The organism is Nostoc sp., assembly GCF_036917775.1.
Lineage (GTDB): Bacteria > Cyanobacteriota > Cyanobacteriia > Cyanobacteriales > Nostocaceae > Nostoc.
Genome location: NZ_JBALEQ010000014.1, coordinates 23,411 through 40,388, shown reverse-complemented (window position 1 = coordinate 40,388; position 16,978 = coordinate 23,411). Strand labels below are relative to the sequence as shown.

At 41.5% G+C, this 16,978-nt stretch carries 12 protein-coding genes; 6 read left to right on the top strand and 6 right to left on the bottom strand.

The features are described from left to right. The first annotated feature begins 426 nt into the window (after positions 1–426). A complete protein-coding gene (locus tag V7K69_RS01635) occupies positions 427–1,977 on the top strand; it encodes a PAS domain-containing protein (protein WP_335030804.1) in 1,551 nt (516 codons plus the stop codon). Between the two features lie 146 nt (positions 1,978–2,123). Here the strand turns inward: V7K69_RS01635 and V7K69_RS01630 are convergent, their stop codons facing one another. Together V7K69_RS01630 and V7K69_RS01625 are read right to left on the bottom strand one after the other, a co-directional pair. Next, the gene (locus V7K69_RS01630; RefSeq protein ID WP_335030802.1) at positions 2,124–3,749 is read right to left on the bottom strand and encodes a PRC-barrel domain-containing protein; all 1,626 of its coding nucleotides are present in this window, start codon (positions 3,747–3,749) and stop codon (positions 2,124–2,126) included. Positions 3,750–3,771: 22 nt separating this feature from the next. After that, complete coding sequence (locus tag V7K69_RS01625; RefSeq protein WP_335030800.1) at positions 3,772–3,966, bottom strand: hypothetical protein; 195 nt, start codon at positions 3,964–3,966, stop codon at positions 3,772–3,774. Positions 3,967–4,612: 646 nt separating this feature from the next. Between V7K69_RS01625 and V7K69_RS01620 the strand changes: the two genes are divergently transcribed. From V7K69_RS01620 to V7K69_RS01610, 3 genes are all read left to right on the top strand, one after another. Next, positions 4,613–5,206 carry a cytochrome b/b6 domain-containing protein gene (locus V7K69_RS01620; RefSeq protein ID WP_335030798.1) on the top strand — a complete coding sequence of 198 codons (594 nt, stop codon included), beginning with the start codon at positions 4,613–4,615 and terminating at the stop codon, positions 5,204–5,206. 194 nt (positions 5,207–5,400) lie between these two features. Next, positions 5,401–6,834, top strand: a complete 1,434-nt coding sequence (locus V7K69_RS01615; protein WP_335030796.1) for a bifunctional orotidine-5'-phosphate decarboxylase/orotate phosphoribosyltransferase — start codon at positions 5,401–5,403, stop codon at positions 6,832–6,834. A 126-nt stretch (positions 6,835–6,960) separates the two neighbouring features. Then, complete coding sequence (locus V7K69_RS01610; protein WP_335030794.1) at positions 6,961–8,055, top strand: AI-2E family transporter; 1,095 nt, start codon at positions 6,961–6,963, stop codon at positions 8,053–8,055. A 38-nt stretch (positions 8,056–8,093) separates the two neighbouring features. Here V7K69_RS01610 and V7K69_RS01605 read toward each other — a convergent pair whose 3' ends face one another. The 3 genes from V7K69_RS01605 to V7K69_RS01595 form a co-directional block, all read right to left on the bottom strand. Next, positions 8,094–8,384 (bottom strand): hypothetical protein, encoded by a 291-nt coding sequence (locus V7K69_RS01605; protein WP_335030792.1) that lies wholly within the window; start codon positions 8,382–8,384, stop codon positions 8,094–8,096. 85 nt (positions 8,385–8,469) lie between these two features. Beyond that, complete coding sequence (locus V7K69_RS01600) at positions 8,470–8,760, bottom strand: hypothetical protein (protein ID WP_335030790.1); 291 nt, start codon at positions 8,758–8,760, stop codon at positions 8,470–8,472. A gap of 230 nt (positions 8,761–8,990) precedes the next feature. Continuing rightward, on the bottom strand, positions 8,991–11,444 hold the full coding sequence (locus V7K69_RS01595; RefSeq protein ID WP_335030788.1) for an ATP-dependent Clp protease ATP-binding subunit: 2,454 nt from the start codon (positions 11,442–11,444) through the stop codon (positions 8,991–8,993). A gap of 342 nt (positions 11,445–11,786) precedes the next feature. Here V7K69_RS01595 and V7K69_RS01590 point away from each other — a divergent pair, with 342 nt between their 5' ends. Beyond that, a complete protein-coding gene (locus V7K69_RS01590) occupies positions 11,787–12,083 on the top strand; it encodes a DUF3288 family protein (protein WP_012409942.1) in 297 nt (98 codons plus the stop codon). 67 nt (positions 12,084–12,150) lie between these two features. Here the strand turns inward: V7K69_RS01590 and aroC are convergent, their stop codons facing one another. Continuing rightward, positions 12,151–13,272, bottom strand: a complete 1,122-nt coding sequence (gene aroC, locus V7K69_RS01585) for a chorismate synthase (protein ID WP_335030786.1) — start codon at positions 13,270–13,272, stop codon at positions 12,151–12,153. Between the two features lie 791 nt (positions 13,273–14,063). On the opposite strand from aroC, the gene V7K69_RS01580 reads away from it, so the two are divergent. Further along, positions 14,064–16,949 (top strand): response regulator, encoded by a 2,886-nt coding sequence (locus V7K69_RS01580; RefSeq protein ID WP_335030784.1) that lies wholly within the window; start codon positions 14,064–14,066, stop codon positions 16,947–16,949. Positions 16,950–16,978 lie beyond the last annotated feature (29 nt).

Genomic DNA, 16,978 nt, shown 5'->3' with positions numbered 1-16,978 from the left:
CCTCAAACCTCATAAACAACTCTATTTTCAGCGTGGTTTTTCTGCCCTCTCCCTTATGCAGCAAACTTTATAGGTCGCTTGTCACCCTCTGAGCTCAATCATAGAATTTTTTTTACAAAATTTTTCGAGTTTTTAAGTGATCATATTTGATTTGAACTACTTTTTTTAGACATATCTTAGAATGTAGATGCACACAATGTAGCTATTTTTTCTAAAAAATGGCCACGGCGATCGCAACAGAGGTTACATTCGTCCGTTTAACTTTTTCGAAATTCCATCCAAATTGATGATATAGGCTGATATATTTCTAACCGAAATTACAGCCTAATCAAGCAAGTAGACGATTTATCCATAAATGGATCGTCAGGGTGCTAAGACAGCGTAGAGAGAGAGCTACAGGATATCTTCCTCACCGTACCAGCAGCTATGCATATCGAAGAACCCGCTACCCATAAACCGGAAGCTCCACTTTCAGTACAAGATTCGCAGAGTTTCCCGGAATCAAAAGACTTATCTCCAGAAGATTTAGATCCTTGTCAATGCTCACAAGCCGCCTTACAAATGGCATTAATCGCCAGTGGCTTGGGGTTGTGGGATTGGGATCTCATAACCAATAAAACCTATTACGATCCCCAGTGGAAGGGCATTCTGGGGTATGGATTAGACGAAATCGCTCATGAGCATAAATCCTTTGAACGACTTGTACATCCACAAGATTTACCGAGAATTCGCCAGGTGTTGCACGATTATCTCCAAGGATGCACGCCTGTGTTTGAAGTTGAATTGCGAATGTTGACTAAATCCGGTGAATGGAAATGGATTTTGGCTTGTGGCAAAGTATTTCAATGGGATGAATCTGGTAAACCAGTGCGAATGGCGGGGACACACAAGGATATTAGTCAGGATAAAGCGATATCTACGACGGCCTGCGCCTACGCGACTCAACAATACCAACAACTTGAACAACTGCAAAGAGAAATTGCCCAACACCAATCTACCGAAGACCAAGTTAAAGAAAAATCACAGCAGCTAGAAACTACCCTCGAAGAACTCAAATATACCCAAAGGCAGTTATTGCAGAACCAGAAAATGGCTAACCTCGGTCAACTGGTGGCGGATATGGCTAACGAAATTAACAACCCTGTTAGCTTCATCTACGGCAATCTCCATCCTGCGAGTCAATACGCTGAAGATTTAATCAGAATCATTGAACTTTACCAACATTACTATCCCAACCCTACCCCAGTTATCGCCTTACATCTGCAATGCCTTGACCTTAGTTTTGTGAAGACAGACTTTTTAAAATTACTGTGGTCAATGCGAGCCGGCTCAGAGCGCGTTAAAGAAATTGTTTTTGCCTTGCGGAATTTTTCAACCTCTGACGAAGGCCAGATGAAAAAGGTTAACCTGCACGAAGGACTTGATAGCGTTCTGAGAATTTTACAGCATCGGCTCAAAGAAAAGCCTGACAGAGCCAGGATTGAAGTAATTAAAGAGTTTGGGGAACTGCCCTTAGTCGAGTGTTACCCCGGCGATTTAAATCAGGTATTCATGAATATCTTAACTAATGCCATTGATGCCTTAGAAGAAAGGATGAAATATGATTATTCCTTTGCTCCCAAAATCTTTATTCATACAGAAATTGTTAGAAGTCATTTGTCATTAGTCAATAGTAATGATATTTGGTCAAATAACAAACAAATAGGAAAAAAACACAAAGTTATAATTCGTATTTCTGATAATGGTCAAGGCATACTTCCCCATATCCAAAAGCAGATGTTTGAACCGTTTTTTACTACTAAACCAGTAGGTAAAGGTAAGGGAATAGGACTATCAATTAGTCGAGAAATTATCGTTGAAAAACATCAAGGTAAAATTAAGTGTAATTCTAAATTAGGTCAAGGTACAGAGTTGATAATTGAAATGAATACAACAGCAAGACACTATGCTGCTATTAGAAAACACGCCAGCTTTTAGGTAATAATAAATTCATGAATACGAGCGTTGCCAACACGTCCAGTACGGTTCGGTTAAGGTTTTTTGATGAAAATTCTAGATCACAAAGACGCGATTCATCGCCGTCTCTTGTCTTAACCGAACCGTATTGCAACAGAATCGGTTGCTCATTTTATCCCATTACCATGATGCGCCAAGGCTGCCATTCCATATTCTGAAGCACGTAACTCCTTATCAGAGATTTCTGGCTCCTTGGTATAGACCGAACTCAGTAAGATATTCAGAACTCCACTTTCTTCAGCTTGACTAACAGCGCGATGTGTAATCAATTCACCTACATTCAGAATCACATTATCTTCTGGGTCAAGAATGACGCGAGTAACTGGACGACCCAGCGCTTGTTCAATCCGTTGCTTCTTCAATGACTGTGTGCTACGTCCTTGTAACTTTGCTGCCTTCGCTTTCAAGGCTTGCCAGAAAGTGTTGAGATTATCTTGAGCGATGCTTGCCCCGTCGCGTAGTTGAACTTTGTTTTCTAACCATCTGTCACTTGCGGTAGAACCGACTGCGGTTGCCAGAGTCAGACCGACAGCGTTTAGCAATTCTGCTTCTTTACCGTAAGTCTGGGCCCGATCAAGAAGGGATTCCGTCACAATCTGCCCAGATGCCGCAACAATTAAGCCATCGTCACCATGCACTGTTTGCAGGACTCTGCGCCCTCTTGCTTGCTGGATCACCAGATGCGCTGCCAGTGAATCAACCGAGTCACGCAAATTAGCGGCACTGCTCATAGTTACACTACTAATTCGATTGCTAGTAAATTCTGTTGCTGCTTGCAAATTACGGCTGATATTGGCAGTCAGACTCCCACCTGTGGCTCGATAAAGTTCATCAAGGATGCCCATGCGATCGGCCGCTTCTGCATCGACTAGCGTTACTTCCTGCCCCTGTAGTAGCAATACATTCCCGTCTGGAGTCAGCACATCCCGCTCAATATGCTTGCCAATCACATATATCTTTTGTTCGGCAGGATCAACCAAATTGTTTGTTAGGGAAGCAGTTACATCTTGATTGAGGTCTTGCAGTTTAATGCTAGTAGCATCAGTTGCAGCTTGCAATTGCTGACCTACATTATGGGTTGCTTCATGTAGCCCACGGTTCACACTCTCTACTGAGCTTTGCAACTGCTGATTCACGGTTTGAGCAGTTGTTTGCAGTCTGCTGTTGGTAGTCTCAGCTGAGTCCTGTAATCTATCTCCAGTTGCCTGAACGACTCCTCGGATACCACCTACTTGTTCTTCCATCATTTGGGCAGTTTCTGGAGATACAAAGGCAACATCATAACCAATTTTCAGTGCTTCGCAAGCAGGAACGAACGATCGCCCCGAGTAAGCATCGGCAAATACACCGCCAGAAACTTCGTATCCTTCCACCAGTCCACTATGCTCATCGAAGAACAAATCGACCAATCCACCGAGGTCAAGTCCCTCCGTAGTCAGAATTCTCTTTTTTTTAAGGACAATATTTTGGTGCAGAATCTCTTTAATTACAGGAACACGATGTGCCTTAACAACAGATTCTTTCGAGTTAACTACGATCGCATCTAACCCGATCGCTTGCACCTCTTCCAGAGGAATCACTTTTGCGTCTCGAAACAGTCCCTTTTCTGCAACTAAAAAACCCAAAAGTTGATTGCGTTTCTGATCAAAAATTAAATCTATAATTCGCACAATTTTCGTCCCAGTGTCGTAGGTAACGACCACTTTATCGATAACATCACTACCTTTACGCATTTATCTATCCTTCGGATTCTTATTAATTTGGTTGTTCAATTACTTGTTCATTAGTTGCCTGACCTTTTATTTGAAAATATCGTCCTTCTCGGCCAAAACCGGGAACGATATCAATCATGCCAAAGTATTCGAGAAGTACCCCAAAGACGGCAATCAGGATAATGAAAACAGTGATATTAGCTCCAGTATTAGAGCGCTGTCCTACGAGTCTAGGCATTTTTTTATCTTAACTTTATTGTTGTTTTTATCGCTAAAATTGTTGTAAGTATCACACAAGAATATTTATATCATTAAATGTAGGTCAAATGTTTATTTATCGACATATACATTACTTCAGCTATTCTTTCAAAAGAAATAATAACTGAAGATATACTTCCAAAGGCAGATATTTATCTATTTATTCTCAAAAATTTGGATCTGTTGTTTTTATAAAAAAGTATTTTACTTCTAGCATCAATATATCGAATTAATTAAAAATTTAAATTTTGGTTCTTCAGTACGTAGTAGTCACGCCTAGACTGACATTTAAAACAGTAACGAACCAATACTGCTCCCTTTGTGCATTTTTAACTCGGAATTGGGTTTTGGGAAAAGGTTACTGGGTTTAGGTTAAAGGTTTTTTGTTTCCCCTTTCCCGCAACCCCATTCCCCAAAACCCGACAAGTATTGAGTAACGAACATCTTTGCCAAAATACTGAATCATAAAATGAGAAAATAAGGGTAAGCAATACCATCCCCAACTTTGCAGGGCTATTTACTCAAGACAGACCTTATGCTTGGTTAATTCTTCCTGTGCCCAATTCCCAGTGCCCCATGCCCAATTTTTAGGACAGATAAACAGCAAATTTTATCAGTCAAAATCTATGAATTTCACCCCCTCTCAAACTCGAAAGCGACCGACTCAAGCGATCGCAGCCAAAATTTTCCACTGGTGTAATATCATTAGCCTGTTTATCATGCTCACCAGTGGACTACAAATTTACAACGCCAACCCTGTTTTTGGTGGACGTGCAGGTTTGCACATTCCTCCGATATTTACGTTAGGAGGTTGGCTTGCAGGAGGTAGACACTGGCATTTCGCAGCAATGTGGCTATTCTCGCTCAATCTCTTGTGGTATGGAATTTACGTTTTAATTACCCGGCGCTGGCGACATCGGTTTGTCGGTGCGAATGACTTCAAAGCATTACAAAAAAGTCACAATTCCAAGCGCCTAATTTATGCTTGGCATCGGATTGCGTATACAGCAATTATTCCGATCTTGCTACTGGCGTTATTTACAGGAATAGGAATGTATAAACCTGCTCAATTTCCCTGGATTGTGGATTTGTTTGGCAATTGGCAAGCATTGCGAATTGTTCACTTTGCCTCAGTGCCGATGGTTATCTTATTTGCAGTGATTCACTATCAATTAGGGCAAAAAGCTGGTGGTACTGAATTAACAGAATCAATGTTTTAGTTTGTCATTTGTCCTTTGTCACTTGTCCTTTGTTATTGTTCATTAGTAAGGATTTTAAGCCTATTTATGTTTCGCAACATACTTTGTTTTTTCGCGTCAACTTCCTAAAAAAACTATAGTCATGCAAATAGAGAGACGCAGGTAATAATAATGACCAATGACTAATGACTAATGACCAATGACTCTTTAAAAAAATGAACTTTTTTGATAAATTAAATCGTAGTATCTTGCAAAATCAAAGCTTACTATTTGTAGGACTTGATCCAAATCCAGAGATGATGCCTGTGCGTTATGAATCTGAAGAACTCATCGCTGGTTTGGAAAAGTGGTTACAATTCATTATTGCGGAAACTGCTGATTACGTTTGTGCTTATAAACCGACACTTGGCTTCTACGAAGCGTTAGGTATTCCCGGTTTAGAACTGCTGTACAAAACTTTAGCAGCGATTCCAGCGCACATCCCAGTAATTTTAGATGCCAAACACGGTGACTTAAATACTAGTACCATTTTTGCCCAAACTGTGTTTACAGAATGGCAGGTTGATGCAATCACTCTTAGTCCCTATACAGGACAAGATCATGTAGCACCTTTTTTGGTCTATCCTAAAAAAGCGGTATTTATCTTATGCTGTACTTCTAATCCAGGTGCAGAAGCCTTACAGCAATATCCGACAAACGAGTCACCCCTTTATTTACAGGTAGTAAAAGAATCAAAAACCTGGGGAACTCCAGAACAATTGGGTTTGGAAGTAGGAACTACAAATGCCGAAGTTTTAGCCCTGATTCGAGCGATCGCACCTGAACGGATTATTATGGCGCGTAGCATCTGGGCGAAGGGTGGAAACCTCAGACAAATTTTAGAAGCAGGATTGAATGCTAACGGTGATGGTTTGCTGATTCCTGTTCCTCAAGATATGTTGGGAAACACACAATTATCTGATGAAGTCGAATCTTTACGTGCAGAAATTAATCAACTAAAAACTGAAATTATTCACGAAAATTCTACATGTTCTGTGTGGTTTCCTGATGTTTGTTTCCTAAATCAGCACCCCTACCAGGATTTGATTTTACAACTTTATGACATTGACTGTATTATGTTTGGCAGCTTTGTCCAAGCATCAGGAGCAATATTTCCTTATTACATCGACTTACGCAAAATTATTTCTAATCCTCAAGTTTTTAATCAAGTTCTCACTGCTTATGAAAATATTTTGAAGAATCTCAATTTTGATAGGTTAGCAGGTATCCCCTATGGTTCTTTGCCTACCGCGACTGGTTTAGCTTTACGCCTTCATTGTCCAATGATTTTCCCCCGTAAAGAGGTAAAGGCCCACGGAACACGCAGAGTTATTGAGGGTAACTTTCATCCTGGTGAAACAGTTGTAGTTGTTGACGATATTCTCATCAGTGGCAAAAGTGTTATGGAAGGCGCAGGAAAGTTAGAATCAGCAGGATTAAACGTTAATGATATTGTGGTACTTATCGATCATGAACAAGGGGTGAAAGATAGGTTACAGCAAAATGGTTATCGCAGCCATTCAGTTTTAACTATTTCGGAAATTACTAATACTCTCTATCAAGCAGGACGAATAAATGAGGAGCAATTTTTAGCTTTTGCTGAAAGTTAATAATTGGGAATGGGGAATGGGGAATGGGGAATGAGGAATTGGGAAGATTTTTATGATTTTATTGCCGTTGAGTATATCTACTCGGTTAAATTTAGTAACTAGAATAATTTCAGTTTTAAATTAATTATGAATTTTTCACTCAATCAACTACTTAGATGGTTAATTTTTACACTATTATTTCCTCTAGTGTTTCTCAATGGTTGGCTAGCATTTTTGCTTGTTAAAAATTTTCAACCTGTCGTAACAATTCTTGTCTTAGCTACTTTGCTTGCATTCGTTTTAAACTATCCTGTTGCCATTCTCCAAAAGCAAGGAGTGAAACGTGGTTATGCAGTATCATTAGTTTTTATATCAGCATTGATAATTATCATTGCTCTGGGTATCACTTTGGTTCCTATTGTGTTAGAGCAATTTAATGAGATGGTGAAAGTTCTTCCTCATTGGATTGATTCTAGCGAAGAAAAACTTAAAATTTTAAATGATTGGTTCTTTAGGCACAAATTAAATGTGAATTTAAGTCAGCTATTAACACAAATAACTGACCAATTACCTAATGAATTAGAGTTCGTTACGGATAAACTTTTAAGCATTATTGTAGATACGATTGATAGTGTTTCTGATGGATTAATCATAGTAGTGTTAACTTTTTACCTCTTGTTAGATGGCCCAAGAATTTGGGAGGGGATATTTAAGAAGTTACCGGGTAATTTTGCCAAACAAGTAAGCCAGTCTATTCAGCAAAATTTTCAAAATTACTTGATTGGGCAAGGAACTTTGGCTTTGCTGATGGGAGTTTCAGAAACATTAATGTTTTTAGCTTTTCAAGTCCAGTTTGCTTTACTCTTTGGTTTAGGAGTCGGGCTTTTGAGTTTAATTCCCTTTGGCGATGTCGTCAGCGTGGTTGTAATAACTTTCATAATAGCCACACATGACTTTTGGCTAGCAGTGAAGATTTTTGCGGTAGCTGTTGTTATTGACCAGTTAATCGATCAGGCGATCGCACCACGGCTTTTAGGCAAATTTACTGGGCTTAGACCAATATGGGTGTTAATTGCTTTACTTGTAGGAACCAATGTCGGTGGAGTCTTGGGTTTGCTAATTGCAGTACCTGTAGCCGGTTTTATCAAGGATGCAGCAGATGGTTTTTCTAAATCTGGTGATTCTGAGGATGTAGTTAAAAGTGAAGTAGCATCAGAATTGTTGCCAGAGGAATCAGTATAGAAATGAGTTGTTTATAACACTAAGTTGCAACCCTTTCATTAAGGATGAGGTGTAATAGTTAGGATAGTTATAACTCCTTGTTCAGATCCGTAATACCAAAAAACTCGAAAAGCAGCAGGTGTTTTGTTTTCTACATAGGCTTCAAAAATTTCTTCTCCATTGGTCCCTGATAAAGATTCATATTTGTGAGTATTCAAACTAGGGTGTCGTAGGTTTGTTTCTATTAAACCCAGCGTTTTTAAAACTTTTTGGTACTTCTTAGAGTCAGTTTGTTGTAGTTTGGCTAGTGCTGTACTAGCTTCGCTTGAAAATATTATCTTAAAATCCACTATTGCTTAGTTTGGTAGATTAAACCTTGTAACAAGGATTATGTTTTAAAATCACTATTCAGGGCCAGTGTCCTGGTGACATCCTCTATTCATCAATTTCTAGATCCGCATACTGGGCAAACGAACCTAAGTCGTGAAGTTCACCAGAACTTACCTGTTTTATACCAACTTCTAATGAGCTACGAGCGACAGAATTTTGCCATATCCAAAGTTCTCTTTGTGGAATATTTACAATTGGATCTAGCAGAATTTGTCCTAACTCATTAATCAGCACTCGGTAGGTCTTTGCTTTGGCAACAGTACCCAAGGTTAATCGTCCTTTGCCATCAGTTTTGACACTATCTTTAACTATTTGGAAGTCCTGATTTTCAATCATATTGCTGCTATGCTGCTATATCCTAAACTCATTATAAACATCTGTGGGTAAGTGGGTATTGCCCACTTCCAATAAAATTGCATAAAAAAAGCCCCTAGCATTTCTACTAGGGGTGAGAAATAATACCATTTCACTTTATGTTTGTCGGAGATGACCCTGCGATCGCCTCTACTTAGATGAGAGGCTAATTATTTCTCAAATATTACAGCAAAAAGTGATCGTGTATAAAATTAGCCAACATTTGCTAAGAGCAATTCTCGTTTTTCTAATTTTTGTACTTTCACCTGAGAGTCATCATCAACATCGATAAATGCTGTGTCTCCATCTGTAATTTGACCAGACAGCATTGCTTCAGCGAGAGAATCTTCTAAAAGGCGCATAATTGCCCGGCGTAATGGTCTAGCACCATAGCTGGGGTTATAGCCTTCTTGGACTACAAGTTCTTTGAAGCGATCGCTAACTTCAAGAATAATTCCCTTTTCTGTCAAGCGTTTAGAAACTTCTTTAAGCATAATTTCAGCAATTTGCTTCACTTCATCCCTAGAAAGCTGGGTGAAGACGATAATTTCATCAAGACGGTTCAGGAACTCAGGACGGAAGTAAGCTTTCAATTCCTCATTTACCAAGGTGCGGATGCGGTTATAACTAGCGTCGGCTTGAGTATCGAAGTCAAAGCCTAAACCACTACCACCTTTTTCAATCACCTTAGAACCGATGTTAGATGTCAAAATGATCAGCGTGTTCTTGAAGTCCACTTTCCGACCTTTGGCATCGGTAAGATGACCGTCATCCAAGATTTGCAGCAGCATATTGAATACATCGGGGTGCGCTTTTTCGATTTCGTCGAATAGCAACACTGTGTAAGGTTTCCGCCGCACGGCTTCTGTAAGTTGTCCGCCTTCGTCGTATCCGACGTAACCCGGAGGTGAACCAATTAGCTTGGCGACGGTGTGGCTTTCCATGTATTCGGACATATCTAGCCGAATCATTGAGTCTTCCGCACCGAAGAAGTAGGCAGCTAATGCCTTGGCCAATTCTGTTTTACCGACTCCGGTAGGCCCGGAGAAGATAAAGCTAGCGATGGGACGATTGGGATTTTTCAAGCCGACACGGGCGCGACGGATACCGCGAGATACAGCCGAAACTGCTTGTTCTTGACCGATGAGGCGTTGATGCAGAGTGTCTTCTAAGTGCAGAAGCAACTCTGACTCAGATTCAGTCAGCTTGTTGACTGGTACGCCAGTCCAAGAGGCAACGATTTGGGCAATGTCTTCTTCGTCAACGACGGTGCAGTTGACAGGTTGCTCGTTTGGTGTAAACGTTGCTTGCAGTTGTTCTGCGAGTTTTAATTCTTGGTCGCGTAGGGTTACAGCTTTGTCAAAATCTTGGACTCTGACTGCTGCTTCTTTTTCTTTGGTAACGCCAGCGAGTTCACGCTTGAGTTCTTTATTAGGAGAACTTTGGGAGTTCCGCAGACGGACGCGAGAACCAGCTTCATCAATTAAGTCTATTGCCTTATCTGGCAAGAAGCGATCGCTAATATAGCGGTCTGATAATTCTGCGGCTGCGACAAGTGCCGAATCCAAAATTGTGACTTTGTGGTGCTGTTCATAAGCGCCGCGCAAGCCGTAAAGAATTTGTACGGTTTCTTCTACCGAGGGTTCACCAACCATAATTGGTTGGAAACGACGCTCTAGTGCGGCATCGCGCTCGATGTGCTTCCGATACTCATCCAGGGTTGTTGCGCCGATGCACTGGAGTTCACCCCGTGCTAAGGCAGGTTTGAGGATGTTGGCTGCATCCAAACCACCTTCTGTACCACCAGCGCCAACCAAGGTGTGAATTTCGTCAATTACCAGAATGATGTTGCCAACAGTGCGAACTTCTTCCACAACTTTTTTGATGCGTTCTTCAAAATCGCCACGGAAGCGAGTTCCAGCTACCAATGACCCCATATCGAGGCTGATAACTTGCTTATCTTGTAAGGTTTCGGGAACATCTTGGTTGATAATTCGTTGAGCTAGACCTTCTGCGATCGCAGTTTTACCAACTCCTGGTTCTCCAATCAACACGGGATTATTCTTAGTGCGACGACCGAGAATTTGAATCGCCCGCTCAATTTCCTTCTCACGACCAACTACAGGGTCGAGTCTGCCTTCTTGCGCTAATTTGGTCAAATTTCTGCCATATTCTTCCATCGTTAGCGGTTGGGTGCGCTTTTGATTACCACTACCAGCGAAAGCAGGTGCATTTTCACCCAAACGGCGAACTATGGCACTACGGACACTCTTAAAGTCAACTCCTAGATTTTGCAGGACTTTGGCGGCGACACCTTCACCAGCCTCAGTTAATCCTAAGAGTAAGTGTTCTGTGTTGATGTAATTCTGTCCCAGACTATGAGCTTCTTTAAAAGACTGCTCGAAGAGGCTTTTCACCTTGGGAGTGAAAGGAATTTCTGGTGGTACAAAGCCAGAACCCCTACCAATAATTTTTTCTACCTCACGACGTGCGTCTTTGAGGGTAACGCCTAATTCGGCCAGCACTTTAGCAGCAACCCCAGTTCCTTCTCCCATCAAACCCAGGAGAATTTGTTCAGTTCCTACGAAATTGTGTCCCAGGCGACGTGCTTCCTCCTGAGCTAACATAATTACTCTAATGGCTTCGGAAGTGAAGTGTTCAAACATAATGGGTTATTGCTCCCTCGCTGCTTGGACTTTGGGTGAGATAAAATTCACCCTCATCTAAAGTTTTTTGTATTTTCTTAAGGACTAATGTAACTTTATTTAAAGTTAAGTGGCAGTGGTGAGAGCCGTAAGACATCAGGTGTACTAGCCGTCTAAGAGAATTTAAGAATTGGGAGTTAGAGGTTAGAAGTAAGTAAGGAGTTCCCAATTTTACAATTAGTTTTCCAGTGGAGAAGATGATTTTTTTGCCTTTTCTGCTCCTCTGCTCTCGGCTAAACTTAGAACTCAGGACTCAGAACGGGCTAAACCCTAGCTATCTGCTAACAACACTCAGGACTGACGATGACTGAACCAACAGTTGGTAAAGACCAACAGCACCCTCTTTATAATCGCGATCGCCCCCTTATTGATATTTTACTCGCTCAAGAGGCGACAGACTATAACTTAGCAGAATTAGCCAGGCTGCGAATGCGTTATCAAGGCTTTCCAGGCGCAAGAGACATCCAAAAAGACCTAGATAAAGTCTTGCAGCAATGGGGTTTGACCGAAATTGAGCTTTTTGAGAAAACTCGCAAAATTCACGATTTGGGTGGTATTTACAAAAGTCGCGGTAAAAAAGACGAACAGGATTGGAATTAGGGAATGGGGAATGGGGAATAATAACTCTTAACTCAGCACTCAGCACTCAGCACTCAGCACTCAGCACTCAGCACTCAGCACTCAGCACTCCTAACTCAGTACTCAGCACTTTGCACTGACCATGATGCCGTAACAAATGGTCACATAGTACCAACGCCACCATTGCCTCAACCATTGGCACTGCACGCGGTAATACACAAGGATCGTGTCGTCCTTTTGCTGCTAATAGGGTTTCTTCGCCTTCACGAGTTACAGTCTTCTGTTCTTTTCTAATTGTTGCTGTTGGCTTAAATGCAACTCGCAAAATGATATTTTCGCCGTTAGAAATCCCGCCTTGAATACCGCCAGAACGGTTTGTTACTGTACGAATTTCACCATTTTGATCGATATAAAATTCATCATTATGCTCAATTCCCGTTAGTAGCGTTCCCGCAAAACCGGAACCAATTTCAAAACCTTTGCTAGCAGGGAGAGACATGACACCCTTAGCGATATCAGCTTCTAATTTATCAAATACTGGTTCGCCCAAACCTTTTGGCACATTTCGCGCCACACATTCTACGACACCGCCGATCGAATCACCTTGTCTACCTATTTGCTCAATTAATTCAATCATGCGATCGCCACATTCACCATCGGGACAGCGAACGATATTGCTTTCTACTTGCTCTAAGGTGACAGTGTTTGGATCAACTACACCTTCTAAGTCTTTGATGCGCTTAACGTAAGCAATAATTTCGACATTGGCAACTTGACGGAGAATTTTTTTAGCGATCGCACCTGCTGCTACTCTCCCGATTGTCTCACGCGCTGACGACCTACCCCCACCTTGCCAATTGCGAATGCCATATTTTGCATCATAGGTTGCATCGGCATGAGAAGGCCGATATTTCTGTGCCATCTCGTCGTAATCTTGGGGACGAGTATCTTGATTACGTACCAAAATTGTTATAGGCGTTCCCAGTGTTTTGCCTTCAAATACTCCTGACAGAATCTCGCAGGTATCAGCTTCTTTGCGAGGGGTCGTAATTTTACTTTGTCCGGGCCGCCTTCTATCTAGTTCTACCTGAATTTCTTCTGCCGAAATTTCTAGTTGGGGAGGACAACCATCAATCACAACTCCCACACCGCCGCCGTGAGACTCGCCAAAAGTACTAATGCGAAATAAATGACCAAAAATATTGCCCATGATTTTGAGGAAAAAGGTGAGGCTTATGTATTCTACCTAGAGTTCTTCCAAAAGTTTGTCTTTGCTTTTTGTAGAATTTTTCGCTGTTTTCTAGTATTTATGCAACAGTATCATTGCAGTTTCGGGCATCTGGAAAACCTCACTTCTATTTCTCTCTTCCTTTAAGGTTACGGTGTACACACATCTCTCTACAAAGCTTAGATCCTCCTAAATCCTCCTTTTTAAGGAGGACTTTGATTCCGGGTTCCCCCCTTTTTAAGGGTAGGGGGGATCTAAAAGTATTTAAAAGCACAGCCAAACACTTTTAAAACAAACTCTTAAAAACTTGTGTATACACCTCAGCTAAAAAGGAGAGATACTTTGAATTTTCCCCTCTTCCCACGTTGGGAACGGGGTTAGGTTTTTGGTGGATTTTTCCAGATAACTTGAAAAGTCAAGGCTAACGCCACTCTGGACGAACAAAAATTAAAGCGGATTCCTAATACTGGTAAACAAAACTTTTCATTACTTCAATAAAAGTAAACTGCTACATTTGCAATTAGGCAAATGAGGTTCGTATTCGGTTTAGCATTATATTTTTTGGTACTGCATATAATCGATATTTTTTCCCTTTCCTCAGAGGAAAACAAAAGCCGAACCTTTCTTCTCTAAAGTCATAAAATGGGCTATGGTATGATTTTTACAAACCATATTATGATAAAGGAAAAAATTTTAGAGCTATTTAAAAAATACCAATTCTTCTGTCCTAACCTGCGGAATATGGATAACTCTATGCGCTCACTTAGTTCTTGATGTCTCAGCAACAGCGCACCCTATTAATTGTTGATGATTCTCCAGAAGATCGAGAAGTCTATCGGCGGTATTTGCTGCGTGACCAAGAATATTCCCATACCATTTTAGAGGCAACATTGGGAAAACAAGGTTTGGAGCTATGTCAGCAACACCAGATAGATGCAGTTTTACTTGATTATCGATTACCTGACCTGGATGGATTGGAATTTCTAGCTCGGTTACAATCTTTACCGCAACAGCTGTGCCTACCAGTGATTATGGTGACGGGACAGGGAAATGAGGCGATCGCAGTTCAGGCGATGAAAGCCGGCGCACAAGATTATTTAGTTAAAGGACAAATTACCCCACAAGGGTTACACCTGGCAGTGAATCGAGCGATCGCCACCGTGCAGATTCGCACTCAACTGCAACAGCAGATTAAGCGAGAACGGTTGACTAGACAAATCAGTCAGCAAATCCATCAATCACTGGAACTAGATGAAATTCTCCAAACCACTGTAACTGAGGTGCGCCAGTTTCTCCAGACCGATCGCGTCATCGTTTTTCAGTTAGATTCTGACGGAAATGGCATCGTCGTTGCCGAATCTGTTGTCGGGGAATGGCGAACAGTCCTGTCTACCCAAATCTATGATCCTTGCTTTGCAGATGGTTGTATAGAACCATATCAGCAAGGGCGGGTGATGGCAAAATCCGATATTTATGACGGCAGTCTTGCCCTTTGTCATGTTGAATTTCTGGCACAGTTTCAGGTACGGGCAAATTTAGTTGTCCCTATTCTGCGAGATGACCGTTTGTGGGGACTTCTGATTGCCCATCATTGTACCGCCGCGCGATCGTGGCAATTGATGGAAATTGAATTACTCCAACAACTTGCAATTCATCTGGGTATTGCCCTCCAGCAAGCTAATGCTTATGCCCAACTAGAGCAGCAGAGTGAAGCTCGTTATCGTGCCATTGTTGAAGATCAAACAGAATTAATTGTCCGGTATTTACCCAATACTACCGTTCAGTTTGTAAATAGCGCCTATTGTCGTTACTTTGGGCTAAAACCAGAGGAAATTGTTGGTAAGAGTTTTCAACCTGTGATTTTTGCAGAGGATCGAGAAATGGTGACTCGGTTGGTAAACTCTATGAGTGCCGAAAATCCCACTATCACGATTGAGAACCGAGTGATTATCAACGAGGAAATTCGCTGGACTCAGTGGATCAACCGGATGATATTTAATCAACTTGGGCAATGTATAGAATTTCAATCGGTGGGACGAGATATTACCAAGCTGAAAGAGGCAGAAGTCCAACTGCGTCATAGTAGTGAGCGGATCAGTTTAGCCAATGCAGAATTAGCCAGAGCTGCCCGACTCAAAGACGAATTTCTTGCCAACATGAGTCATGAGTTGCGTACCCCTCTCAACTCTATTCTCGGATTATCTGAAGCCTTATTGGAAGAAGTGTTTGGCAGCTTAACCAGCAAACAAAGCCAGTTTCTAAAGACCATCGAACAGAGCGGGCAACACTTACTCGCATTGATCAACGATATTTTAGACCTATCTAAAATTGAGTCAGGCAAGATGGATATTGAATTGCGTTCAATCTCGCTTCATTCAGTTTGTCAATCTAGCCTCAATTTTGTCAACGAACAAGCTCGACAAAAACAAATTCAACTAACCTACGAAATTGATCAAAGTATTGCAGAGATCGAAGCTGATGAACGCAGATTGCTTCAGGTGTTGGTCAATTTGTTGACAAACGCGGTGAAATTTACACCTGATGGAGGTCGCGTTAAGTTTGAAGTCAGGATGAACTTGCCACAGCAAGCCGTTGAATTTCGTGTCACTGATAACGGAATTGGCATTGCCTCAGAAAATCTCAGCCAGATATTTCAGCCCTTTATTCAGTTAGATAGTTCTCTATCACGACGTTACACAGGAACCGGGCTAGGATTATCGATTATACAACGTATCGTTGATCTACATGGTGGCAGTATCCACGTCGAAAGCGAGGTGGGACGAGGGAGTTGCTTTAGTGTAATGTTACCGTGGCATCCCTTATTTAAACAAGATGACTCACCATTACCAGAAGCCCCATTGAACGAAGGTGAAATCCAAAAAGCTTTAGTAGTAGAAGATTCGCCTGTAGCTGCCAACCAAATTAAACGATATTTTGCGGAATTAGGTGCAACCAGTGTAATTCACCCAGTTGGGGAAGGTGTATTGAAAATTGCGTTGCAATTCAAGCCGGATGTGATTGTGTTGGATATCTTGCTGCCTAGTAATTCTGGGTGGGAAGTGTTAAGCGAGTTAAAAGCACATCCCCAAACTCAGAATATTCCGATTATTATCATTTCAGTAGTGGATGAGCGATCGCGCAGCTTAGAGTTAGGAGCCTCTGAATATCTTTTAAAACCTCTCTCGCGGCAAAAATTTTATCAAGCATTGAACCGGATTTTCGCAAATATTCAATCACCCAACTCACCAACTGTCATCGTCACTGCGGCGGCTGAATCAGTCCAAACCCCCAGAATTTTGTTAGCAGAAGATAATGAAGCTAACATCACTACGATCATGAGTTACCTAGAAGCATTTAATTTTCAGGTAATGCTTGCCCGCAATGGCTTAGAAGCCGTGCAAATGGCAAAACAGCATCAGCCTCATCTCATTTTGATGGATATTCAAATGCCAGAGATGGATGGATTAGAAGCAACCCGTCAAATTCGTGCCGATGCCAAAACCCACTCGATTCCGATTATTGCCCTAACAGCTTTGGTCATGCCCGGAGATTTAGAACGGTGTCTAGAAGCGGGTGCAAACCACTACTTAGCCAAGCCTGTCAAACTCAAGCATTTATTGGAGATTATCACCCAATATCTATCAAAAACTGACAATTAGCAATTATAATTCAACTTATATTCCGCAGA